This is a genomic window from Proteiniphilum sp. LBM24028, from assembly GCF_056629195.1.
In genome coordinates this window covers 1,698,529-1,725,277 of sequence record NZ_CM152817.1, presented here as the reverse complement: position 1 = coordinate 1,725,277, position 26,749 = coordinate 1,698,529, and the positions used below count along the sequence as shown (strand labels likewise).

Below are 26,749 nucleotides of genomic sequence, written 5' to 3'. Positions count from 1 at the left end.
ATGCGAAAAAACGGTTCTACGGTGTTTTTATAAATCGGACAGAAATAGGGTTCATGAACTGATTGCCCTGATAATTCTTTCCCCGGAGAGAACACTCAAACTCATCTTTCGTTAATGTGATGCTACCGGCATACACACTGTTTGTCCCTTTTCTTTCGGGGTGTGGGGGATAGTTAACCGTGAAATTTTTGCCGGCAACATGTATGCATACCTCCCCCGTATCGGCATCTTCAACCGTGTTATAATCCAGGAAGAGATCATATTTTGCAGGTTTATTGATTCTTACTTTCCATCGCATCCATTGATCGTCCTTTTTCCAGTTTGTCACGTAATTCCTGTTGACCTTTCCATCGCCAAACCGTAACCCACTGCCCATTAGTTCGGCATCAAAGGTGAACAGTGTATTGTCGCCGGTGTCGTCCAACAGCCGGATCGGATAGGACTTTTTTGTTTTTTTTACAGCAAACGCAACGATGGTGTTTATCGAATCCGGGGCGTTTGCAGGCAGATAGACTGCTACATCCTTGTCATTTACCCGCGAAAAAGAGACTCTCTTTTGTTGAGGATCCGAAACAATCCAGGCTTTGCCAATGTCAGAAGTCAGTCCCCCGACAGTGAGAATGCCGTTTTTTGGCCATTGATGTACGTGAGCATACAGGGTATCGCCCTTTTGGGTTGTTACGCCCCACGATTGCAGGGGTAAATCTGTTTTTTGAGCGCCATAGATTGCATCACCGTTTATCTTTAACCATTTTCCAATTTCGAGACAGATTGTGGCATCTACTTCATCCCATCTTCCGTTACCCATCGGGCCCACGTTCAATAAAATATTTCCCCCTTTTGCTACCGCGGAAGAGAGCAAGCGCACGAAATGGCTTACCGGCTTGCGTTCTCTGTCCACGATGCTGTATCCGTAAGATTCGTTGGTTGTGGGAATAGATTCCCAAAAGCCCGGCGTGGGATAAAGGTGCGCCGCACGATCGCCTGTATTTGCATAGTCGCCTAAGTTTTTATCGGCAAAACGAGCCAACCGGCCATTTACGACAATTTTGTTTTCCGGATCTATTTCCCGGATAGCCTCCAATATGCGAATGTTTTGGTATAGCGGTAATTTGTGGGGTGTGTCAAACCACATCAGATCAGGATCGTATTTTTTAATCAACTCTTGTATTTGAGGAATTGATTTTTCTCTGACGTATTTATCGGCCATGGGAAGATAGTCCGGCCGTGTCAGCCACCAATCGCTTCCCCCTACCAAACGGTCGCCCCCGGGATGATCGGGGTACTCCCAATCATTTCCCGGCGCACACGGATGTTCCCAATCGAAGGCATGGGAATAATAAAATCCGAACTTGATGCCATATTTTCGGGCAGCCTCCCGAAGTGCGGTCATGGGATCTTTATTATACTTTGTCAGCGACATATCATAGGGGTAGACGTCCGAAAAGTACATGGCAAATCCATCGTGATGCTTGGCCGTAATGACCACGTATTTCATGCCGGCATCGCGAATCGTTTGCATCCATTCATCCGCATCAAAATCTACCGGATTAAAAGGAAGAACCAGCTCCTTGATATACTTCACCAGAGGAATTTGAGCTTTGCGCATGAGATGTTCCGTATAACCTCCCACCTTTTTTCCTTCCCACATTCCTGCAGGAACGGAATAGACACCCCAATGGATAAAGCACCCGAATTTTGCATCGGCATACCACTCCATGCGTTGGCCGAGATTTTCCTGTGATTTTGTCCACCAGGTTGCGTAGGCCTCTGCCACGGCTTCTTTATCTTGTGGTAACTGTAGCTTCTCCAGGATGGCCATACCTTGTTCGTCCCCTTTGTTTTGCGATTGTACTGTCAATGAAAGGAGGAAAAACAGGCCGATAAATTGCCAACATGTTCTCATATCTGCAATTAATCGTGAACTTTTCGATTCACTTGTTTTCATCGTTACTCGTTCAATACGTGAATTTCTTTTGTAATTACTTACTAAAAGTGTTTGGTTCGGTAGTTAATGTATATCTCTTTCCTTTTTCGGTGTTGAAATCGGTCAGATACGTTTCTTTCAGCGAAAGCTCCACATCCGATTCACTTTCGTTCGAAATGAGAGGCGGAAAACTTGGCTTAGGATAGAAACCGTTAGGGTTAGCATCGTGTGCACTTTGCAAAGATACACTTTTTGCCTGAAGTGCTGTATGTGTTCTCAGGCGACAATTTCCTCCCAAAGTTGAAAGAACTGCTATATTTTTCAATGCTCCGTTTTCCCAATCGAAATCCAATATAAAACCTCCTCTGGCACGAAGTCCTTTTACGGAACCCGAGCTCCAGTTGCCGGGAAGTGCCGGTAAAACAAAGATCTCATCGGAATGGCTTTGCAGTAACATTTCGGTGATGCCTGCCGTGCCTCCGAAGTTACCATCGATTTGAAATGGCGGATGTGCGTCGAACATGTTGGAATAGGTGCCACCGCCCTTCATGGACACTTCTGTTGCATCCACATGCCTCAATCCGTTTTTCAACATCTTGTATGCGTGATCACCATCTTCCAGACGGGCCCAGAAGTTTATTTTCCATGCCATAGCCCATCCTGTGCCCCCATCACCACGAAGCTCAAGGGTGCGTTTGCAGGCTTTTGCATAGTCTGGGTTGATCCTGGGCAAAACCTCTTTTCCCGGGTGGAGTCCCAGGAGATGAGAAACATGGCGATGCTCGGGGTCCACATCTTCAAAGTCTTTGTGCCACTCCTGAAGTTGTCCTTTGGATCCCATGTGTGGAGGGTACAAGCGGGCCAGGGCTTTTTTTAATTCATCCCTGAAGGATGCATCTGTCTCTAATATTTCCGAAGCCCGGATGCTGTTGACAAACAGATCACGGATTAAACTCATGTCCATGGTCGTGGCTTTGGCAATTACCCCCACCTGCTCGTTTCCGTCGCGGTCGATATATTTGAAGTTATTCTCCGGAGAAGAAGAGGGATTGGTGACCAGGTAGCCGCTTTCGGGGTCCTCCTGCAGCCACTGCAGCATAAATTCGGCTGCCCCTTTCATGAGGGGATAAGCTTTTTCTCCGAGATATTGCTTATCGCCGCCAAATGCATAATGTTCCCACAAGTGCTGGCAAAACCACACACCGGCCATTGGCCAGCACGACCATCGGGGGGTACCACTTGGATCCTGATCATACCCGCCGGTTGGTGAGGTTTGCGCCCATGCATCAGAATTATGATGCGCGAGCCATCCCCTGTCTATCCCGTAGTTAATTTTAGCCGTTTTGGCACCTTCCTGCGAAAGACGTTCGACAAACGAAAGGAGAGGCTCGAAGCACTCCTGAAGTCCGGTTGTCTCCACCGGCCAATAGTTCATTTCTGTATTGATATTGGTGGTATAATTGGATCCCCAGGGTGGTTGAACATGCCTGTTCCATATTCCTTGCAGGTTGGAGGGTAAGCTCCCCGCTCTTGAGGAAGCGATGGTCAGGTAACGTCCATACTGATAGTACAGCGCAATGAGGCTTTTGTCTGAATCATCGTTTTGAAATGCTGCAAGACGCTTGTTTACTGGGAGTTCTTCTTTCCCTTCGCCCAAATTCAGGATAACCCTGTCGAATAAATTTTTGTAATCTTCCCTGTGCCTGCTGATCAGCTTTTTGTATCCAAGAGCTTGTGCTTTGGTCAGGTACTCTTCCGCCTTTGTGCCTGCTGAAGTCAGATCGGTGGAAGATTGTTCAAATGAATCCTGATGATAGCTGGTTGCTGCGGCAACAATGATCGTAGCCGAGTTCGCATTTGACAACGACAAAACAGAATCATTCGTTTCGATGTTTCCACCCTGGGGAATGAGAAGCAGGTGGACTTCGAAATTCATTCCCGGGCCATCTTTCTCATTTGAGTATAGAATCTGATTGGGATCGTATTTCCTGTTTGCCACATAGTATGGAGCTTTCCCTTTCAGGATCAGCTTGTTGCCGTCGATGAGGGTTTCGTAGCGCAAATCACTGTTTATTCCCAGATCAAAAGAGACTGCCTCTTTTTTATCTGCTTCAAGTTGAATGACCATTACACGGTCGGGGAATGAGATAAAACTGCTTCTCCTGTATTCTACGTCATTTATTCTGTAAGAGACAGTGGCAGTGGCATCCGAGATGTTTAGATCGCGGTGGAAATCTTCTACGTCATTCCCCTCTCTGTGCATATTCAGCAACAAGTTTGCAAGAGGCAGGTACCTGGCTGTATACGGGCCTTGTGAGTTGTTTTTCCATAAGCTCTCGGCAAGCTTGTAATCGCCTTTGTCAATTGCTTCTCGAATTTTAGGCAAAGCAGCTGGTCCAAGAGGGTTGTTTCGTTCTTCCATGGGGCCGGACCACAGCGTTTCCTCATTCATCTGGTACACCTCATTGAGGGGATTGCCAAAAACCATTGCTCCCAGGCTGCCGTTTCCGAGCGGCAACGCTTCCTCCCATATCCGGGCAGGTGCGTCGTACCAAAGCTTTAAATCTGTTGAAGATTGTTTGTCGGAAGAACAGAACGAAAGTATTATTCCGAGAAGAAGCAACGCTGTATGATGTACTGTTTTCTTCATGTTTAAATTATTTTTGTTCATCTGCGATTTCAAAATATTTATCCGTGTTGGAGATTAGCTTGCTGACGGGTAATTTCTCGTTTAACTCCAGCTTTATTACCGATACATACTTGTTGGGAGCCTGCTGCGGGACTTGGATAGTGATCTGTCTGTTTTTCCTGTCCACCTTTAGAGTGCTGTTATTATTCAGCAAAGAGGCTTTTTTGACCTTGTAGTTTGCATCGAAAATGAGCTTGCCGTCCTTCGGCCACTCGGAGACGCACAAGTACAGAACGGTTTTATTTCCGACATCCTTTCGCGTACATTCGCCCCAGGCTGGGTAAATAAGGCTTCGTTGTGTTCCATAAATTGATTCGCCATATTCCGACATCCATTTCCCCATCTCATTTAACCGTGATTTTGCTTCACCGGGAACATCTCCCAGTGGGGTAGGGCCAATGTTCAGCAGATAGTTTCCACCACGGGCGGCGATCGATGTCAGATTTTTGATTAACTCGTAGGGTGATTTCCATTTTTCTTCCCAGGATTTAAATCCCCATGAACTACCGATATTCATGCAAGTTTCCCAGTCTACTCCCACAATATCCTCCGCCTTTGGAATCAAGCCTTCCGGTGTTTTGAAATCACCTGCGAAGTTGGGTCTTTTTAGCCGGTCGTTGGTAATTACCTGAGGGTATTTGGCCAGCTCCTCTTGTAATCTGGAAGCCTGTTCATCCGTGATCGACATGGGAGTATCCCACCAGATGACCGATACATCGCTGTATCGCTCCAACAGTTCCTTTACCTGTGGAAGCGCCACGCTGTGAAAATATTCGTCGAAGGTATTGTCCGTTTGCAGACAATCCCAGGCTCCGCGGTTGGCAGCCGTAAACTCGTTGATTCGTACCGAGTCTGGGTTTGGCCAGCCTTCGTGCATCAGTTTGCGAGCCGTTGCACCACCGGAATTACACCAGTCCTGTGACTGTGAATAATAAAAGCCAAATTTCATGTCATACTTCCGGCATGCTTTCACAAATTCATCAATCACATCCCGTTTGAAAGGGGTGTAATCCACCATGTTAAAATTGCTGGCATTGCTTTGAAACATGGCAAATCCATCGTGATGCTTGGTCGTGAAGACCATGTATTTCATTCCGGTCTCTTTTGCCAGTTTCACCACTTCATCGGCATTCCAGTTTACCGGATTAAAGGTACTTGCCTTTGCCCGGTACTCCATTACCGGAATTTTACAGCGATTCATGATCCATTCCGCGCCACCGCGTTGCTGGTTAAATCCGTTATACACTCCGCCATACATCGAGTAGGGACCCCAATGGATAAACATGCCGAATTTGGCATCACGCCACCAACTCATCTTTTCGTTGTAATCCAGGGCAGAATTCGGTTTTTGAGAAAAACAGGCGATCGACATCATGACAATTGCCAGAGATAAAAAAAGTTTTTTGTTCATATTTGCTTATATTTTTTGATTAATTGATTTAATCCGGTTTCAGGGAACTGTTTACAGGCGTACGGATATTTTTTCACCATCTTTAATCCGTTTTTTTATTACGGGTTGTCCGTTATTTTTTGTGATGGTCACTTCCAGAAGGACATCATTCAGTCTGTTTACAAATATGGAATAATTGTTTTCATGTGCCCTGATGTTTTCCAGATTCATGTAATTCCAATCTTGCGGCAGACGCGGGGTCATGTCAAACTTTCTTAGCCCCGTAGGCCGTATGCCAAACAAGCCTTCCGTATAAATGCGGCAATAAAGACCGCTCTCGGCCGACAGATGACGCTGTTCCCCTTCAGGCCATGCTTCTATGGCATAAGGCACATGATCTCCCAACAGTCTTTTGCGGGAATATTTTTTCAGGAAATTGATTCCCTGGGTCACTTCTCCTGCAGCAATGCTGCCTCTGAGTGCATACAAGGTAGATCTGTCCCAGAAAGTTTCGGTACCTGCCTGTGTCAGCAATCCGTTATCCGTCCACAGCCTGGGTGAAAATAAAGCCTCGACAGTTCCTTTTGCACGTGTATGAATTCCCACTGTCAGGGGCATGCATATCCAGGAACGAAGGATTTCGTTGCCCTCATAGTAGCGATAGCTGTGAAATCCTTCTATTTCATAGCCGAAATGTGCTTCAATGGCTCTTTCGAGTGCTTTGGCCTGTTGATTGTAAGCCTTGAGCCTGGAAGCAGGTATACCCAACTCTTTTCCCAGTAAAACCGCTGAATGTAAAGCATCATAGTACAACGATGAGGTGGTTAGATTTGCATCACCCGCCGGAAAGCGGTTTTCCAGCTCGTCGGAATCGGACGCAACCACTCCGGAAGGTGTTAGTTTCCGGTGGCAAAACTCGAGACACCACTCGATCAATGGCCATAACTCCATCGCTTCGTCTTTGTTCCCGCGGGCAAGCGCGTATCGTGCCGCGCCGTAAGCAATCATGGCTCCATCACCCCGGTCTTTGGCTCCATGCCAGGTACCCACTCCTTCCGAAATAATGGAACTGGGTATCGGTTTATAATCCGGATTCATGAAACGCGCAAAATGGCGGAATGAGTTTAATGCCGACTCGTTTGCGATTTCATAACCCAGGTACGGGAAAAAAGGATTTATGTATTCGGCCTGATCATTGGCCCAGATGGCGGCGTAATATGATTCTCCGCCCGGGCCGTGCATAAGACCTCCTTTGGTTCTGTATATACTTTCCGCACCCCTGATTTTTGCAAATGCAAACATGCTGTTTAAAACAGGATCCGGTGTGCTTAACACCAGATTGTTGCTCCATTGTTTGAGCAGTTTTTTCCGAGCCTCTTTTTCTGCTCCGATGTTTGCGGAGAGATAAGGCGATTCATTGATTTTTCTACCGGAAAAGAGCGCGTAAAACTCCAGCTTCTCACCTGGTTTCAGAACGAATGTTCCCTTTTTTGACAACAGAGCTTCTACACTATACGCCCCATAAACGCCTGCCGAGTCGGGTGTGGAATAAGCAATTTTCCATTCCGGGATGCGAATCGACACGGGTTTGTCTATCCTGTTTTCTAAAGCATATTCCTCACAATAAAAGGGTGATAAAACAGAAGGATAAAGTTGTCGGGTCATGCTGATTCCATCACTCACCAGATTTCGGCCGCTGATATAACTGAAAGAACTTTCCACTCTCATTGCTCCGTCGAACGAGATGTCCATTACTTTCTCATTCGTTAAGCTTTTGTCTTCCACGGTAATCAGTGCCGGGATGCTGATGTCAAACCGCTGTTTCAGGTTGCTTTGTGTTTTGTTGGGTTTCATTCTGAGCATCGGGAAGACCAGGCTTCTGTTCAGATGAAAAGCACCCTCCTTATCCACTCCGTATCGCAATACCACCGATAACATTTGTCCGCTCATCTCAAGATGATCGTAATGTGGTGTGTTGTTTTTTTCAATGATCCATTGAATGGAACCATCTTCCTGTATGTTCCATCTGTCCCCGTTCTGCGCACAAACTAATGTGTACAACAGCAGAAAAATAGCCAATAAACTCTGTTTTTTCATCCGATTGCTTTTTAATTTACCACACTTAATTCCAGCACGGCACTCTCGTATTTCATCGACAGTGGATTTTCAATTCCTTTTTCCATCAACTCCAAACCGGAAAACTTTTTCCCGTTTGCCGGAAATCTCGAGATTGTCCCGTCGGGAATATTAATTTCCCTGATGAGATAATTCTTGTCTTTTGCCAAACCGCTTAAGGTGATTGTGGGGACATGGCCGTCTTCAATCTGATAAATGTAGAGGATTGCCTGGTCTTTGTTTTGTGAAACATAGCTCAACGAAGAGGTGGAACTGCCATACGGAGAGAGCAGACGATACAATTCTCCCGACATCACCAGGTTACGGATGGTGCTTTTATAAATCCGGATCCCTTCCGCTATTTGCTCGCGTTCTTCGGGTGTTGCATTGTCTAATGCCAGATCTACTCCAAATGCCCCGCTCAAGGCCACGTCTATGGCAAATTTCATTTTGGCTTTCCCCATGCGGGTAACATGCGAGGAGATCGTGCTTGCCGGAAAAAAATGGGAAAAACCCCATTGAATTTTCACGCGCTGAATGGGATCCGTATTGTCGCTGGGCCAGAATGAGTGGAAATACCGCAACGAACCAAAATCGACTCTGCCTCCACCCCCGGAGCAGATCATTGCCATGACATTGGGGAAGTTGGTGGCAAAGCGCTCCATCAGCTTTAACAATTCCCGGTTGTAATCAATCAGAAGATGGCTTTGCTCACCCGGGGAGAGATAATTTGAGCCCGGTTGTGTCACATAGCGGTTGCAGTCCCATTTTACATAGGCTATATCCGGATTGGGATGTAAGATGTCATTGATGACGTTCCACTCGAATGCCTGCACCTCGGGACGGGTCAGGTCGAGAATCTCCTGATATCGGCCCAGAATGGGTTCCCGCTTTGGTTGCGTAATGATCCAGTCCGGATGTTGCTGGTAAAGCTCGCTATTGGGGTTGACCATTTCGGGCTCAATCCATATTCCAAAGTCTATGCCTCTTTTGTTTGCTTCTTTCACCAAATGAGGAAATCCGTTTGGAAGTTTTTTACGGGAAACCTGCCAGTCTCCCAATCCTCTCTTGTCGTCATCCCGGGAAAATTCGTCGTTTCCAAACCAGCCGTCATCAAGCAGAAACAGCTCAGCACCCACCTGTTGCGCTCCGTCAAAAAGGGAGGTCAGCTTCTTCTCGTCAAAATCGCAATGCGTTGCCTCCCAGTTGTTAAGTAAAACGGGCCGGTTCTTCTGAGGATCTCTGATCACATGATCGGTCGACCAGCGGTGAAATTTCCGACTGATATCTCCTTTCCCGTTTTTGCTGTATGCCCAGACAATGGGCGGTGTAGTGAATTTCTCGCCTTTCTGCAGATGATATTGTGCTCCTGCTGGATTCATCCCGGTGAGGATGCGTAAATTTTTATTCCAGTCCATATCAAAAGCCATCTGAAAGCTTCCCGGCCAGCTCAGTGAAGCCCCAAAAACTTCGCCACTGTTTTCCTCTGCTTTTTGATTCATGGAAAGCATAAACGAAGGAATGCGCATTTGTGTTGCCCGTATTCCAAGTTTTGAGTCCAGGATTTTCATTCCTTCCGTCAATTTTTCTTCCGAAAGTGATGCTTCCCGTTTGTAGTTTCCGATAAATTGCGTCATCCAGTACTCTTTGGCTTTCAAAACAGGAGAGGCCGATGCATACCGATACAGGGTTATTTTTCCGTCTTCGTTGTGTGAGATGGAATTCCATATCTCCATTACATTGGTTTCCGGATACGATTTCAGGTAAACTTCCACATGAAAGGGGTAGGCCGGATCTTTTAAAAAAATCGTTGTCAGCTCCAACCCATCCGGCAGTGCTTCCCTTTTATGACTCACGTAATGAAGCTCGGTGGAAGTATTGCCATCGGCATGAGTTGCTTGAATTGCCGGCTCGGTGACTACGCCGTTTCCATAGGGTGGTAAAAACTCCCATTCCCGTGTTGGAAGCTTTTTGGGTATTTCTGCCTTGATATCCGCATTGCCAAAATAGAGCTGATAAAGCCGGTCATCGTTTCCCACCATCAGCGTCAGTTTCAATTCTCCCGATGTGATGCTGAAGATCTTTTTTGCGACCGGTGAATCCTGTGCCTGTATGATAAGACAGACAAAAAGCAGGATGGAAAGTCCTATATTTTTTCGAATCATTCTTTTTTCTGATTAGCTGTTTCTATTTTGTCATGAATCTCCACGTTACTTTGCCGATTGTGTTGGGCTTGTTTTTTTCTGCTTTGGAGATTTCTCCAATCAGCCCGTTCTTTTTATCGGTTTTCACGGTCAACGTTCGCCAGGAATATGCTCCCTTCTCATAATCAAATGTTTCGCCATCGTCGTCGTAAAGCAAATAGCTGTTTGGTTTTGTTCCATAATGACGGACTTCAAGATCCACTATATCATTCGCTTTGGGCGCATGCAGCAGGGGAGCCATCATGGGTATGATCCCGCCATCTTTCACGTATACCGGTATTTTCTCCAACCCGGGTTTCACGGTGATTACTTCTCCATTCCCGGCATATTCTCCCGTATAGAAATCATACCAGTTCCCTTTTGGGAGGATTACCTTGCGTGATTCCTGACCCACGAACATGGGAGCTACCAGGAGGTATTCCCCGGCCATGTACTGATCTTTTACTTCTCTGTTTACAGCCTCCAGGTAGGGATTATCTTCCAGATTCTGCGATATAATTTCCTCGGTCACCTTCACATTGAAACCCGGTTCCAGATTCATGGCCCTGAAAGGGGGTGTTCCTTCAAAACGGTACTTGGCAAATTCGGAGTACCAATAGGGCATCATCTGCATCCGCAGAAGGGCATATTCTTTCACACTTTCGCTTACCTCGGGAAAAGACCATGGCTTTGTTCCGCTGGACCAGGCATTGATCATGGCCATGGGTGAAAATACGACAGACTGGAACCGTCTTAACCACTCTTCCCCGGTTTTGGAACCCCTGACTTCCGGTGTCCACAGCACACCGCTAAATCCACTGTTGATCAATGCCGTGATAAAGTCTTCGTGGCTGTAATAATCGTTGTAAATGACATAGGGCAAAGCATTTCCCCCGGCATTGGAGGCTCTCACCAAGCCGAATGTCCTTACATTTTGATCTTTATACATGTCGGCAGTGATTTTCTGAACCCATAAACCATAGGTCTGACGCATCTGCTCCGCACTTAACCCGGAAGGAAAGGTGGCGACATCCGGCCACAGATAGTGATCGTAGCCATCTACTTCATCAATTTTATACCCGCTGACACCGATGGAGAGATGCTCTTTTTTCAGTTTTTCAGTCCATATTTTCTGTGCCCTCTCCAAGGTAAAGTCGGGTACAATTCCGTTCCAAACTGTGTGAGAGCCACTTAGCGGGGCCATCTCCTTGTAAATACCGGAAGCCGGAGAGATGTAGGGATTGGTCCATAAATTGATGCGCACACCCTTCTCTTCCATCTCTTTTACAAATCCTGCCGGATCGGGGTACCTTCCTTTGTCCCATTCAAAGGAGCAGGGGTAGGCTTTGCTCTGCCATCCGGGTTCCAGGCCGATGTAATCCAACGGGAACCCTTTTTCTTCAAACAGTGCCACCTCTTCCTTCACCTGCTCATCGGTATAAAGTCTTTGCGTACGCTGGGTAAACCCTAATCCCCAGCGCGGAGGTAATGCTCCTCCGCCGCAATACAGATTATACCTGCGGATTGCATCCATCGTGGTAGGGCCTGCAAACAGGTATATTTCCACGCCCGCGGCAGGGACCAGGATCTCCACAGCATCGGAGTAGGGGCGTGACGACCAGTTTTTATCGGTGTTCCTGTCTTGTGCCACCGGTGCATTGGGACTATCTTTCCGTACGCCACTTCCTGCGTAAACCGTTAAATAACGGGCAGAGTTTATTAATACACCATATCCTTGGCTGGAAACGTAGAAAGGAACCGGTGCATGTGTTCGCCCATTATCCTTTCCTCCGTAATGATCCACATGCAGGTTCAGAATTTTTCCCCGTTGATGCACTGTCTGGAAATTCAACCCAAAGCCATACAGTTGTTCTCCTTTCACCAGGGGGATTCTCAACGATGTCTTACCATCCGATATTGCTCCCACGACTTCATTCCCAAGAGCGGGAAAGTCTGCGACAGGCATTTTTTTCAACGCCCCGGACTGAGGTGAAACATCTGCAACACTCAGTAATGAATATGCTTCGGGTGTTCCGACAATCCCTTTCCAGACACCCGGCTCAACCTGTTGCCAGTTTATTTGCGCTGAAAGGAACAGTGCGACAAAAAATAACGAAGTACTTAAAAATATTTTTCTCATGTGTTTATATGTTGATTATAATGTGAGTATTAAAGCCATATGATTGGATTTCGTATCGGCAGGTTGCGGATTACTTCGTCGTTTACCGGGAAATGGTCGAGTGTTTTCCATACCTCAAGATATGTTTTATTCTTTAATCCGACTGCTCCAAAGACCAGAAAGGGCTGTGCGACAGGCCACTCGTCCCAATACATTACATCGGGTTGATACTTCCACGAAGATTTGTCGGTGACAAATGGCAACATAAAATCAATTCCTTTCTGCATATTTTTTCCGTCCGGTGTGGTATATGTCCACAGGTTATCCTCTTCTGTCGATAGTATCCGACATACTGTAGCCATTGCATCGAGATTGAAGAGCGAATATCCATAGGGTTTGGTCCTGCGCAATTCGCGTGGAAAACTTCCGTCTGCAGCCATCTGATCCGGCAGAAGAACGGTCTTGTACCGGTCCGAACAAAATTGCAACAGATCGTTGTTGCCGGTATATTTTGCAAAGATGGCAGCCTGCATCACCCAGCATGTGCCGTGGTTATTTTGAGCATTCATCTCGGCGATTCCATTTGGATGCGTTGTTAGCCACGTCAGGTATTCCGAAAGCCATTGTTTGGTTCCTTCCATATCCTCCCCGGACAATAACCCGTGCTTCTCCATTTGAATTAACGACTGCACCACCTCAATCAGGTGAATGGTGTCAATGATTCCAATTCCACGTCCCGTGGTGATGCCCATGATTGCCTGTGCATAGAGCAGGTTCGGATTCATCTTTGTCTCTTCGTTGATAAACCACGCCCGGATATGTACCAGCGCGGCATCAATGTATTTCCGGTCTTTTGTCAGCAGATAGGCCGACGTAAGGTTGCCGACCAGTGTACTGAAGCGGATCATCGCATGCCGGTGTGCAACGAAATTATCGGGATTTGTTTGTCCGTCGCGTTGTACGTAGGGACCCTCCGGATTGAGTGAGTCCGGCCACCAGTAATCGCCTTCCGAAAAGAAATCATGTACTCCCCCGGCGCTTCTCTCGCTCCGATAAGCGGTCACGGTGAGGGGTTGTTCGTTCAGATTATTTTCCGCTCTTTTCAGTATCTCATCTTTTAATTGACCCTGTATAATCTTTGTCACCGGATCTCCCGTGGAACAAGACTCCAGGAAAAGGAGCGTGCCAGTCAGGACCAATAATGTAAAAAAAGTTCTCATTGTTAATATATTAATTTGTTTTTTTATGTTTGCTCAAACGAGATAATTCAGCCAACTCTGACTTCTTCTCCTGTTGCATAACGAAAATAATCATTCTTTGTCAGTAGATTATCTGTATATTTCCACTTTCTCCGCATCATCAAAGATAAACTCCGGTCGAGAATCGGGATTTTTCAAATGGAACGTGACGTTTCTAAGCACCAGGTTCTTTACATGACGTGCCCATACGCCGTAGGCAGGAATATAGGGACCAAATGTTTTCACCTCCGGATATTCTGAAATCGCTTCCTGCACAACGCGTTTCGCATGCTCTTCGGTACCTGTGCCCAATAAGGTGATCTCAATATTTTCCAATGTCAGGTCGGTAATGTAATGGCCCGGGATACCGGTGATCAGTATTCCGGTAGGAGGATTTAATTGTAAATTATCGTCTGCAACCGCTTTTACATTTCTGACCTGTACGCGTTCGAACAAGCCGATGGGTTGTTGTAGATCCTCATTTTTTCTGAAAACATTCAGCCGGGCTCCAAGTCGGAACATCATGGGGGTGCGTACATTCTCCATGGTGATGTTTTCAATGGTGACGTCCCTCAGCTTCGCGCCGTCGACCGTGAAAAGCTTGATTCCACCGTTTCGGGTGTCGTAGATATGACAATTGCTAATCTTTATATTTTCAAAACCGGACATCGATTCGGTGCCCATCTTGATCCCCGCCTGATTGCTTTTTAAGCGCATATTGTCGACAACAATGTTTTTACAGGGCATTTTTGACGATGTGGATTTGAAACAAAGCGCATCGTCACCGCTCACGATATCGCAATTTGAAATGGTGACCTCCTGACAGCCGTCGATATTGATTCCATCGTTATGGGCTACGCCCACACTTTCTATTTTGACGTTGTCAATCGCAATGTTTTTGCTCTGGAAATAGTGAGATGTCCATGCCCCGGCATACTTGAGGGTAATGTCCTTTATGTTCACTCCGTCGCAACGGACAATGCGCAGTAAAAATGGTCTTAGGCCCCATCGCTGTCCTTCGGGCCTTGTATCGGTTTCAATATGTCTTGCTTTCAGGGCGGATCCTTGTCCGTCGATCACCCCTTCTCCTTCGAGTCCGACGTTCTTTGCGTCGATGGCAACGATGAAAGCTGAGCCGACTTCAATACCCAACCCCTCGGTAAACGGGTCCAGGTTTTTATAGGCGTTTATATCCGTCGTTCCCAGTAAGAGCGCATCTTTTTGAACGGAAAGTGTCACGTTGTCTTTCAGTACGATGGTTGCGCAAAGATAGGTTCCCGGGGGAACAGTAACTTTTCCTCCGCCACTTTCGGAGCATCTGTCTATTGCCTTTTGAATAGCGGGGGAATCCATTGTTTTCCCATTTCCCCTGGCACCAAAGTGCTTCACGTTAAAATCTTTTCCTATAGCCAATCCACTACAGAAAACAAATAAGATTGAAATAATTAAAATTTTTTCTTTCATGCGATTTTTATTTTTTGTGCCACCATGCCGGGCCATACTTGCTTTTATCGAGGAGAGCTTCGTTTGGTATCGTTCCCGCGGATTGAGATACCGGGACAGTCAAACCCTCTTTTTTTACAAGTGTAACCTCACCTTGGGACATATTGTTACCTTCCATTCTTCCATTTCTGTTAATCATGAGATTGTTTTCCAGTAAGATACCGTCTGTTTTGTCGTAAGCCTGGATTAAACTCTCTTCGTTTGTGCAATACACAAGGTTATTTGCAATAACTGTATTCAGTGGACGCATGTTGCGGTTGGGACCGTTTCCGTGTCCGAACTGAAAGGGAATCGAACAGTCGTAAAAGGTGTTGTTGAAGATCACCGCATTTTTTACCTGATCGTACTCCTTTGGTTGCGCGTTGGGGATGCCGTTTACCAAAACCAGGGCACTGCCAACCCCCTTTCCCCGTAATCCGGAAAAGAAGTTATTGAACACTTTCTGGTTCTCGTTGATCACGCGTACACCTCCCGTTCCATCGACGCCATTTCCCAGGAAAATGTTCCCATAGACGATGTTCCGGTGTCCATGCCTTAGCGTGAGCATCCCCTTGCATTCTTTAAATACATTGTTGATAATCATGTTTTCACACGATTTGACCGATATGATTTCCAATTCCCCGTCGCACTGTTCAAAGAAATTTTCCTCCACTTTTGTCCATCCGTTCAGGTGGGAAGTCTGGGAAAGCCCTATCTGAATAGTTTCTCCGCCGTTCTCGCCCAGCGGTTCCCTTTTACCAAAATAGTTGCGATAGATATGATGATTGGTTTCTGTACTTGTCAACGAATCCAGTCTCACCGTGAGCGTCATCCCTTTGTTGGTCTTTCCCGTAAGGGAGCAATATTCAACCCTGTTGCTTTTACCGTTTATTTGTATCCAAAAGTCGTTTTTGCTTTTATCCGGGTTACTGAAGTCTTCTATTACACAATTTGAAATAATGCAGTGATTTGCCACTTCGTTTTTGTTCCTGAATTCAATCACACTACCTGAAGGGGTGTAGCCATTTCTGAAAATTAGCCCCACCACACGAAGATATTCTCCGCTCAATTTCAGATTTGACTTCCCTTCGATGGTGACTTTTCCAGGAGTCCCCGCTCTTAACGTAATGGGAGCCTCCGGTGACCCTTTGCCAAAGAACTGAAACTCCGCATCTCTCCAGATGCCGTTTTTTAAGACAACCTCATCTCCCGGGGCCAGAGTGGGTACTGCTTTGTTAAATTCTTCCAGGGTTGCCACAGGATATACTTTCGCCTGTACAAGTTGCAAGGATCCAACAAATATTAAGCCGATGGCAATCCAATATTGTATTTTCATAATCTTGTCTCTGTGTGAATGTTTCTTTAAATTATTTTTTTATATATCAACTCGATGCCTTTCCCGTTTTTGGGGTCGAGATTACGTGAATAACGACGGGATTCGTCACTATCCCAGTGTTCGTGTACCCCAAGGCTGGATACTTGTTTCCCTTCCTGCATGTATTTTGTACCCGAAGGCGGGTTTTCCGCTTCCGCCATTTCGTGAAGATAGTCGTCGGCATTTTCCCGGATCAGCATCCACGGACGGTTCTGGTTATCCACATCGATGTTATTCCTGGTCTGCGAATAGAGGATGTCCAATCCCACGGAGTCGAGCGCCACACCATCCATTGAGGCTAAGATACACGATGGCCATTCTGGATTGGCGTATGGGTAAATTTGATTGAAAAACGGTGCATTCGGAAAATGCATGGCGTACGAAGAGTGTTTTCGGGCGCAATAGAGCCCGTCTAACATATAAAGTATGGTTTTCCTGCCAAGGGCAGGTGATGCTGCAAGGTCAACCAGTGGTGAATAGGTCTTGGGTTTGGCTTCGCGGTTGGTATTCATTACCCCGTGCAACTCTGAAGGGCCAAGTATCGAGCCGAAATGATTCTTGCCGATCATGGTTACTGCTGTTTGTCCTTCATCGCCCTTTTCCATATTCGAATAGGGATATGAGTGGCATTTCAGCATGGCAAGATTAATGATGTACGTTGCTTCCAGCACTTGTTTGGGTATCCGGGAAGCCTTTTCGTAATCAACACCGTTAGAATATTGTATCGCTTTTACCCAATGGGGCATTTCAAAACGGCTATGGTCGACGTACACCGGGTGTTTCTGGTCGTCGGTGAACTCTTTCTCCTGCATGAAACGTACATCCTTGAAATCGTTCCATACCTTCCGTGTCAAGGCATTATAAACATATCGTTTCCCATCGTATACCAATATCCGGTTTTCCGGCACGCCGGCGTATTTTACCAACTGCTCTATCACAGCATATACGGTTTGTGGAGCCACATCGGTGTAATTGTTGGTGCGTTCGGGGCGGTTGGTAGAGTTCATATTGATTTTTACTGCTACAATCTCGCCTTTCTGATAACCCCGTTTCGCCCGTCCCATAGCCTGATTGTGATGTTCAAAAATAGCTCTCCAAGCCTGATCGAACTCCTTCCTTCCGCTCAATTGCATGATGACCTCGGCCACCATGGTTGTTACACGTTGTTGATCAGTATTTTTGTCGAGCCACCAGGGACTCTCCATCGATTGCCAATTACCATCCCAATGCGCAGCCCCAGGAGCATGTGCCCAGGCTACCCGCCCCGGGTAGATACCCTGCGCCACGCCAACAGGTTTATTTATAGCATCCGGCTTCCAGTTATACGCTGTTGTCGGTTTGGCTGGTTCCTGTTGCATGGCGAATGAACCTGTTGCCGACAGGATCCTCGAAGGCACGGCTGATGCCAAAAGCCCCATGCCCGTTTTCTTTATAAAGTCTCTCCTGTTTGTCATAGGTGTATTTTATTTTCTTTCAACTCTGAACCAATATGTATATCAATAACCAATACCGGAACAACGAATAGTTTTTATCTTTTCTCCGGTAATTCCTTCGTTTTTGACTTCTAATCCGGTAATTCCGGCATTGTGCACATCATCCAGAACCACGGCATACCGGCCATCGGCCTCTTCCGTCCTGATCACACAATCTTTCATCGTCAGCCCTTTGGCATGGCGTATCCAAAAGCCGTAGGAGGGTTGTATCCGGAAGTCGGACACGTTGTAACGCCCCACACCCAATTCCGGGGGGATCAATCCGGCGTCGGCTGCAGTGTGCCCTCCCTTTACCGTCATGTTCACGTCGCTGAAGCGAATGTTTTCGATGTACCCGGTATGTTGCCCGTTTGGCAACCTGAAGGTGAGACCTCCTTCCACATCGGCATCGTCGGGTAGCTTGTACCCCGCGATAATAGCCGTCGCTTTATTTTGAGAGCCGTCGTACGCTTTCCATCTGTCCCCACGGAAAGAGCTTCCGCCGTATACCTCCGAAATGTCCACACCGTGGATGGTGACGTTCTCCACTCTTCCGATATTCACGTTTGTCGCCAGCAGTTCGCTGCGCGTCGTTCCATGCTCATTGAATGAGAACTTCTCCACATTTGCACCGATGATGCGCGCTCTGTTTGAAATGGAAATAAAGAAAGGCGCCCTTGTACGTTGCATCACCGAACGGGAGTGGATGCTTCCGGTACGTCCGCTATTCAGGTGTATGTTTTTTATGTGGGCCCCATCGTTTGTAGAGATGGAGAAGCCTGCCTTGTTGGATCCCAGCACATAGATATTGTCCACATATACATCCTGGATATCGTCAGCAGTTTCGGAGCCGATTTGAAACAAGTTGCAGTTGGTATCGCCGATGATATTTCGCACCATGTAGTTTTTTACGGGTCGTGTGAATCCCAAAGCGCAATCCGATCCCAACTTCACAATGTCATCGGAACTGACTTTTGAGTAAATATTGGTTACCGTTACGTTATTGCAAGCCATAAAGTCGTAAATGTCACGCGCGTTGGTACTGTTCTTTTTTGCAAAGTAAGTATCATGTACATAGATTTGATCTGTTCCCGTAGCCAGAAGTACAAAATGTCCCCCTCTGTCTATTTGCAGCATATTGCCGTCGTCGTGTCCGTTGCCGTTGATATAGTAAGGCAGGTCTTTTTCAGGGTCGTACCACAGATCCTTTCCGTTGTCAAGTCCGCCAATCTCGATGTTGGTGCACAATTTAAAAGCGAACATCTTGTCTGCCCTTCTGCCGGGTGCATTGTTCATCACACGGTCGGAAGTTGCCAACACCCCGTTTCCGGTAATGTATCCGTTGCCGATGATTTTGATGTTGTCTGCTCTTTCGGCAAAGAACATCGCGTTCCGGAAGTAGGTGTGTCCCACATCCTGTTTGGTCAGATAATTTTCGGGATCCTGATAGGGCTTCGGATCGGTGGGTGATAATCCCGAACGATAGGCAAGATCGCTGAACCAGGTAGCTTCCGGTTCGTCGCTACCTTCAATGGCCTGAATGGTAGCGTCCCTGTCGATGTAGAGCCAGACGTTGCTTTGCAGGTGCAGAGTCCGTACGTTGTATTGTCCTCCTGAAAATAGTACGATGCCGCCCCCAATCTCATTCATGAAGGCCAGGGCTTCGTTGATTTTTTCCGTGTCGTCGGTTTTTCCCTCTCCCGTTGCGCCCATCGTTTTCACATCCAGCATGCCCGAATAATGCCAGGCAATGTTGGAACTTCCCCGGTTTGATCCATCTTTGACTTCAAGCCTGAATGCATACAGCTGGTTAGGGGTCAGGTCGCTGATTGTTGCCTTATCACTTGATGGATCAATGATCGCGTTGGCTTTTTGCCAGCTTTTTCCCTTATCAGTCGATTGTAATAAATTGACCCTGGAAGCATTTTTGGCCGGCGTCCATGAAAATTCGGTTGTTGTGAGTACCGCTTTCTCATATTTTTTTGGTCGTGGCATGATTCTGACAAAGTCGCTGATTTCATTGACTACCGTCAACGTCGCGTTTTCCATCCCTCCACCGGGACTTGTGCAACTTTCAGGAGCTGAAGTTTTGTAGCGCGACGAGAAAAGATACTGTCCCGTTTTTTGTATACCCGGATTTTGAATGCGGATAACTAAGTCGGCTCCGTTTGCCGGCCTGAAGTCGAGATTTGAGATGATCAGCTGTTGTCCGCTGGTTCCATTCTCATTGATTGCCACGCGCCCTACCTGGCGATAGGAATAATTCGTACCCGTACGACCAATGGACTGGTTGGGCAGATCTTTCAGTAATACTTCACCGCGGCCGATCACATTGATATACGTATTTTCCGGGGTTATGCGTATCCCTTCGGGAATGGTGATAACCACTTCCGTCATCGGCGAACGTTGGCCGGCATGGAAATTCAGTATAATATCGTTTTTGCTACCCACTGTCATCCGGGACATTTCCAATAAGAGCTTACCCCTGAGGGCAGCACGCTGTAACCCGACTTTCCGTGTCTGCTTTTTCCCCGTTATTCTATTCACTTTTTCAATGTAATCGCCCGGTTCAAAAGATCCATCTGTCTTTTTCCTTCCCGACGGGTGAAAGACTGCATACATGAATTCCGCATCACTATCCACTGCTTTCAACAGCTGCTCTACTCGGAAGGCCGTAGTGGTTATTCCCTCGTTTTCGGGCGTATCTACTGTAAACTCTTGGGTCAGGCCCGTAATGAGAATAAGTGAATCGGGTGTTTCATGATAAACATGTTTCTCTGGCAAAAGCGCACCGAAGAAAGGCTTACCGGTATTTTTCGCCAATATTGCCTCTGTATTTATGATAATAAAGATGCACAGGGGTAATATAAATGGGAAAGTTCTCATATCAGGATAATTATTTATTTTTATATTGATTATTTCTGATGTCTTGCGTTTTAAATCTTGTTTCCTGGTTCTTTTTTCGGCTTCTCCATGATCGTGGTTCCCCACAGGAAGGCGCCGACGGTCTCCTTTGCGTTTGTCATTCTGTTATAGTGTACATAGGTCTCATAATCCGGTTTCACGGAAATCCCGTCGCCCCCTCCTTCAATGTCCACCAATCCTCTTTCGTTGATTTTGGCAAACGAAATCAGACATTTGTATGCTTTTTTCACAACGGGATTGTATTCTCTGTGAGAAATGAGATTCAATTCGATCCCTTTTTGCAGAGCATACAAAAACATTCCGGTACCCGACGGGTCAATCCAGTTGTCCGGATGGTTGCCTTTGTCCACAATCATATACCAGCCGCCTGTTTTTTTATCCTGCTGCTTTTTCAGATCCGCCGCCATCTCCAGGTATATGTTTTTAATTTCATTGTATTTCGGATGAGTTTGGGGCATTTCTGCCAGTAATTCGGCTACGACCAAAGCAAACCAGCCCATCCCTTCACTCCATACCTCGGGTGAGAGTCCGGTTTTGGGGTCTGCCCATTTCACCGACTCCGGTTTTTCGGTCTAGGCGTGCAGGTACAGGCCGGAGTTTTCTTTTCGTAAATGCTTTGCGCAGACCAGCACCTGGCGGGCAGCTTCATCGAAACAATAGCCGGTGTCGCCGATTGATTTTCCATATCTGATTAAAAACATTTGTCCCATGAAGACGCCATCGATCCACATATTGGGAGACTTATCCCCATGCCAGAACTGACCGTCGTAACTCCTCGGGTAGGTGTCAAATGCCTTTCTGAACTGATCTGCAGCGGTTTTATAACGAATCTCCTTTGTGTATTCATACAGGCCTACGATGCTGTTACCCGTCATGATATTATCCAGGTTGGTGAGTTTATCCCCATGGAAGTTGCCCTGCTCATCCACAAAGTGGTCGACATATTTCTTTATGAAATCCATGTATCGGGCATCTCCGGTGTAACGGTACAGCATCTCAAAACCATAGAATATATAACCCTGTACATACGACCAGGGTTTCCAGTATGCTTCGCGATAATCGGGATAACGTGCCATGATCGAGGCTGCTGTGGCCAATGACCAATACTTTACGGGTTTGCCGGGCGTATAAGGCAGGCGTGCATCGGGTAATCCCTGTGATGTGCCACGCCGTGCTTTGGCAGCTATCTCTTTAGGATAGTAATTATTTACCGGATGAACCACAATTTTGGCTCTTCCCCCCAATGAATCGGAGTAGAGATTGGCCGTGAAAAGGGCAATTACCTCATTTTTTTCGTTTGTAAAGACAAAGGGACGTTCAATTCTTGCAAATTTCTCCGTTGATCCGTCATCATAAACTACCGGTTCATTTCGGTTGAAGATCGGCTTTTGCGACACCAGGTGATAGGTCACGCCGTCTTTTGAGTAATATTGTGCCCCACCTTTGGTTACCCCTGTGGCTTTTGCTTTCCAGTCGTTGCAGATAATGTTGTACTGATTGTTTGCCCACCAAATTGTAGGATCTTCCAGTTCATAGTCGTTGGGAAGAAGATTTTTCCCTTCTTCAACCAGCGAATAGGGACCTTTATAAGAGGGGGCAACAGCGGCCAACCCCCTGTTCTTGTCATCCGCATCGCGCAGACGGCCAAAAATATAAACGCTTCCATCTTCTCGGACAAGCGGTGCAGGATTACTGAAACGGAGAATCGGTTCATCCACTCTCGTCCACGGACCAGTTATTTTATCGGCTTCAGCATACCCGATCTGGTTGGCCGAGTTGATGTAGTAGAGCACAAATTTATCTTTTGTCCTTACGATTTTCACGTTGTGAACGCGGGAATTGTCCCATGCATCGGGTCTCTTTTGTAAAACAACTTCCTGAAATTCATAAGGTCCGTATAAATTTTGGGAAGTCGCCCTGACGCATTCCGAATATTTGGTCCATCCCCCCAGTCCGTATTTTACCGGCCAGCGAGAAACAAACATATGGTACGTACCATCCACTTCTATCACCGTGGGGCACCAGAGTATGTAATCATCCATGGAAAAGCCGCCATTCATAACCGCTGGAGAAAGATAGTCTTTGATGCTTTCGTATTGTTGTGACTTTACTGTAAATGGTAGCACCAACAGTAAAAAGAGTATGCAGAGTATGATTTTTTTTCTTTTCATTTCGATCTTCCTTTTGATTATGGCTTCTCTAAAAGAGCAGCGGCACACCATAAAACGGGTGCCTGCCCGTGCATATCTCCCACTTTTCGTAGTCTGTCGAGATAGTATTGACGGTCATTTTTGCGATTTGTCCCTTCGCATACTTCATCAATGTCTCCATCAGAGTTAATATGTTTTACTAAGGCAGGCCAGGCTTTTTCAATGACAGGCATGTATTTTTCCTTGTTCAGCCAACCCCGTTTTAGGCCCACAATCATTGCATAGGTAAACATGGCCGATCCGGAGGTTTCGTCCCATGCCTCCTTGTCATCGATGAGTTGCCCCCAAAGACCGGATGGTTTCTGATATTTTTTCAAACTTTCCATCATTCTCAAATAAGATGCCAGAATGGGTGTTCTGTATTTATTATCCAGGGGCAGCGAGATAAGCAGCTCAGTCATTCCCGCAGCCATCCAGCCATTTCCGCGTCCCCAGAAATATGGGGCATCGGGAGAATGATAAAACAAGCCGTTAGCCTGCTGCAGGGTATCGAGATACACATACATCTCATAAGCAGTCCTGTCGATATATTTCCTGTCGGCCGTTGCCCGGTAGGCTTGTGTCTGCACCATGGTAATCATAAACATATCGTCTATCCAGTAGCGTGTCTGCCATGTAAGGTTGTTATCCAACAGCGTTTTATAACCTGCTGCTTGGTCGGGAGTTACATTCTCCGGCATTTTCCACTGGGCATCTGCAATCTGAAGGGCAAGATCCAGGTACTTTTTTTCTTTGGTTTGCATGAAAAGTTCGAAAGGGACTGCGCCAAAAACTGTATTGTCCACATGGGCCGGTTTCGGTATCAAGTGACTTTCGTTGTTTATCAAATGCTTAAACCGGTCGTCGAGCTGATTTAACAACGCATTGTTATTGGTTACTTTTGCAAATCGCAATGCACCGTACCAGGCACACACTTCGGGATAAGTGATTGATTTTGGTGGAGTGGGAGGGCGAAAGCTATTGTGGGGACTCTCTACAAAACGATTTGAAACAAGCAATCCTATTTTTTCAGGGTTATTGCTCCCTGTCCATTTGCTCGTCGCTATATCCTGAGAAAAGATACAGCATGGATATATTAAAATCAACAACAATACTATTTTCTTCATTTCGATATAATTTATTGGTTATTTACAAAAAGCAGCAGATCTCCCGGTTTTGTGGGAACGGAGATATGCCTGTTGCTTGTATCGAAAACTTTTCTGCCATTTTTATAGACAGATACTTTTCCTTTTTCCCAAGGATTGCGTAAGTTGCATTGTAAGCCCGAGTTCGATTTAACTTCCACAAACTCGATTATCCCGTTTTCCATTTTGGATGATACGAGGAAGTTGCCTCGGGCTAAAAGACTGAAATGTGCATTCCATTCTTTGGGCCAGGCAGGAAACAGATGAATCACCGTCTCCTTTCCGGGTGAGGGCGGAATGCTTTGACACAAGGCATGATGAAGAGCGTCGGCTGCACGACCCAAGCGTTGAACGCCCGTGGTTTGGAAGCCTTCGCGCAGATCCATCCGGTTTCTCATAATCTCTGTTTCCCGGGTTTCAATCTGATTGGGAACCAGATATCTGACTGCGTCTGCCCGTCCGAGTTGGGCCCCCACGACAGGAAGCTTTGAGAGGACATATACGGGAGAATCCTTATTTATCCCGGTAGGAAAATAGGCATCAAATGTATTTTGGGCTATTTGCATCATATCCTGGTCTGTAGATGCTAACGTGTATAAATCGAAAAACCAGACAGGCATGGTATTGGGATCGGGAACGCGTGAGGCTGGGCCTTTCAATACCGGGAGGAGTGACCGGACAAATGTAACCGGTTTTCCGTTTAATTCGTGATGCGCATTGCTTAAAGGCAGTGGTGACAGATTCACCAGGATCTCATTCCACTGTTCACGTAGATCGATATCGACATTCAAAATCTCGGCAGCATGAATGGCTACCGGAAAAATTCCCATCATGGACGAAATCTCTTCCACCGTATTGTGTCCGTCCCATACCGACTCATTGTCGTTTACATGCCGGATATGATATTTGCCGTCACGCTCCTTTTTCAGATGGGGAAAGTTCCGGTAAAACTCTGCTACCCCCTTTAACATCGGATATGCTCTTTCTCTAAGCCATGCTTTGTCTTGGGTATATTCATAATACAACCAATATTGATAGGCAATTTTAGCTCCCCGGGAGAAAATATGTGTGACATGCCCGAAAGGACCGCCTCCCTTATCTGAGAAATGCCAGGCGCCATCCTTCCATCCTTCGTCCTGCTTCCAGTTCCATCGGCTGTTGAATGGCATTTTTGTTTTTGCATATTTGTTGAAGGAGTCTGATCGCTCATTCCAAGGCTTTCTCAGCAAATACAGATCCCGCATCTCCTTTGCAATTTCATCCGGTAGCTCAGGCAGGCCGTCGAAACCGACAGTCTCGGGGATGAAGATTCCCTTGCTGTCCCATTGTTGTACGGCGGCACGCTCGAGAGATGGCATCATTTGGGAATACATGTCAAAGAACGGCTTCATCAATTCCATCCGGTTTGTTGGAAATAATCCGTTGTAATAGCAACTCTGGTTTGCTCCCCAAAAGAGATTTCCCCATTTCCGCAAATCGCCTCCGGTAGTCCAGAGCATGCCGTTAAATTTTGGTGCGTATGTGCCCCGAGAGGATGATCCCATCACATATTGGAAATAGGTGTAGTTCTCCATTATTTTGTCGGCTACGCCATCATTGCTGTGCAACTTAACGAACGATTTTTCCCAGAATGATTTCCACCACTGCTGATGATGCGATAAAACAGCATCATATCCCAATCCTGTTGCTCTTTGAAGTTTTTGTATCGCCTCCTTCTCCACATCCGCATCTTCGTTGAATGAAGCTACACTTGCCACGTATACCTGAAAATCGTTTCCATTTTCCGGGATTGTCGTTAAAGTGATATCCGTTTCATTTGCGAATCTCGATTTAGACGGGACACCTACTATCTTCACGGCAACAGCCGTCTTGCAAACAAAGTTTTCTTCTTTGAATGTTTGCAAGAGCAGGATTGTGTTTTCCTCTCCATTCTTCAGCGATGAGGTGGCAGAATGGTCTCCCGTTTTCGTGATTAAGGGTCGTAAAGACCTTAAATGAACGACAACGGGAGAGGATTCATCATATGCCACATTCATCACCATCACATCCTCATCGCTCCACACAAAAGTCTCGGTATTTACATGCTTTCCTTTGGTCGCTATGGTGGCTGTATAACATGACAAGTGCTGCATAAATTCATTTCCGGAAAACAAGTCGTTATAGTTTGGGAAATCGATGTCTATAAACCCTATGCCACCGCAATAATCCGTGTGTCGCTCATAGAAATTATTGCTTTCGGCATTATTTCCAAATACATCTGTCCTGTTCAGCTGATACCGGATTGAGGTTGGGGTGGTCCATTGCAATGTCCCCATCACTCCGTTGCCAATAGGAAGTCCTTCCTCACTTGTCGATACCGGAGTTTTGTATACTAAATCGGCGGAAGAACCTATCAGTGGGTAATCTACCTCACTTTGCTCGTTATTCAGACCTTGAACTTCTGCAGACACAAGATAGAAAATAAGACCAAAAGCATATAGATTTTTCAATCTCATAGTAT

The 26,749-nt window shown here is 46.4% G+C and carries 13 protein-coding genes and 1 pseudogene; all 14 read right to left on the bottom strand.

Annotated features, from left to right (window positions below; genetic code table 11):
* Positions 1 to 16 precede the first annotated feature (16 nt).
* Positions 17 to 1,906, bottom strand: coding sequence for an alpha-L-fucosidase (locus AC1HCU_RS06805; protein ID WP_480370666.1), 1,890 nt, complete (start codon positions 1,904 to 1,906; stop codon positions 17 to 19).
* Positions 1,907 to 1,982: 76 nt separating this feature from the next.
* On the bottom strand, positions 1,983 to 4,577 hold the full coding sequence (locus AC1HCU_RS06800; protein WP_480370663.1) for a glycoside hydrolase family 95 protein: 2,595 nt from the start codon (positions 4,575 to 4,577) through the stop codon (positions 1,983 to 1,985).
* Between the two features lie 7 nt (positions 4,578 to 4,584).
* Positions 4,585 to 6,027, bottom strand: coding sequence for an alpha-L-fucosidase (locus tag AC1HCU_RS06795; RefSeq protein ID WP_294071370.1), 1,443 nt, complete (start codon positions 6,025 to 6,027; stop codon positions 4,585 to 4,587).
* A 51-nt stretch (positions 6,028 to 6,078) separates the two neighbouring features.
* Positions 6,079 to 8,103 carry a glucosidase family protein gene (locus AC1HCU_RS06790; protein ID WP_480370660.1) on the bottom strand — a complete coding sequence of 675 codons (2,025 nt, stop codon included), beginning with the start codon at positions 8,101 to 8,103 and terminating at the stop codon, positions 6,079 to 6,081.
* Between the two features lie 11 nt (positions 8,104 to 8,114).
* A complete protein-coding gene (locus AC1HCU_RS06785; protein ID WP_480370658.1) occupies positions 8,115 to 10,286 on the bottom strand; it encodes an alpha-galactosidase in 2,172 nt (723 codons plus the stop codon).
* Positions 10,287 to 10,308: 22 nt separating this feature from the next.
* Entirely contained in the window at positions 10,309 to 12,444 is a 2,136-nt protein-coding gene (locus AC1HCU_RS06780; protein WP_480370655.1) for a glycoside hydrolase family 31 protein, read from the bottom strand.
* A gap of 29 nt (positions 12,445 to 12,473) precedes the next feature.
* Positions 12,474 to 13,643: an alginate lyase family protein gene (locus tag AC1HCU_RS06775; RefSeq protein WP_480370652.1), complete on the bottom strand. Its 1,170-nt coding sequence runs from the start codon at positions 13,641 to 13,643 to the stop codon at positions 12,474 to 12,476.
* Between the two features lie 108 nt (positions 13,644 to 13,751).
* On the bottom strand, positions 13,752 to 15,125 hold the full coding sequence (locus AC1HCU_RS06770) for a glycoside hydrolase family 28 protein (protein ID WP_480370649.1): 1,374 nt from the start codon (positions 15,123 to 15,125) through the stop codon (positions 13,752 to 13,754).
* A 7-nt stretch (positions 15,126 to 15,132) separates the two neighbouring features.
* Positions 15,133 to 16,479, bottom strand: coding sequence for a polysaccharide lyase 6 family protein (locus AC1HCU_RS06765; RefSeq protein WP_480370646.1), 1,347 nt, complete (start codon positions 16,477 to 16,479; stop codon positions 15,133 to 15,135).
* Between the two features lie 26 nt (positions 16,480 to 16,505).
* Positions 16,506 to 17,972 (bottom strand): DUF362 domain-containing protein, encoded by a 1,467-nt coding sequence (locus AC1HCU_RS06760; RefSeq protein WP_480370643.1) that lies wholly within the window; start codon positions 17,970 to 17,972, stop codon positions 16,506 to 16,508.
* 42 nt (positions 17,973 to 18,014) lie between these two features.
* Positions 18,015 to 20,876: a glycosyl hydrolase family 28-related protein gene (locus AC1HCU_RS06755; RefSeq protein WP_480370640.1), complete on the bottom strand. Its 2,862-nt coding sequence runs from the start codon at positions 20,874 to 20,876 to the stop codon at positions 18,015 to 18,017.
* Positions 20,877 to 20,926: 50 nt separating this feature from the next.
* Positions 20,927 to 22,900: pseudogene (locus tag AC1HCU_RS06750) on the bottom strand (glycoside hydrolase family 88 protein).
* Between the two features lie 203 nt (positions 22,901 to 23,103).
* Complete coding sequence (locus tag AC1HCU_RS06745; RefSeq protein ID WP_480370637.1) at positions 23,104 to 24,231, bottom strand: glycoside hydrolase family 88/105 protein; 1,128 nt, start codon at positions 24,229 to 24,231, stop codon at positions 23,104 to 23,106.
* A gap of 11 nt (positions 24,232 to 24,242) precedes the next feature.
* Positions 24,243 to 26,744: a glycosyl hydrolase family 95 catalytic domain-containing protein gene (locus tag AC1HCU_RS06740; RefSeq protein ID WP_480370634.1), complete on the bottom strand. Its 2,502-nt coding sequence runs from the start codon at positions 26,742 to 26,744 to the stop codon at positions 24,243 to 24,245.
* Positions 26,745 to 26,749 lie beyond the last annotated feature (5 nt).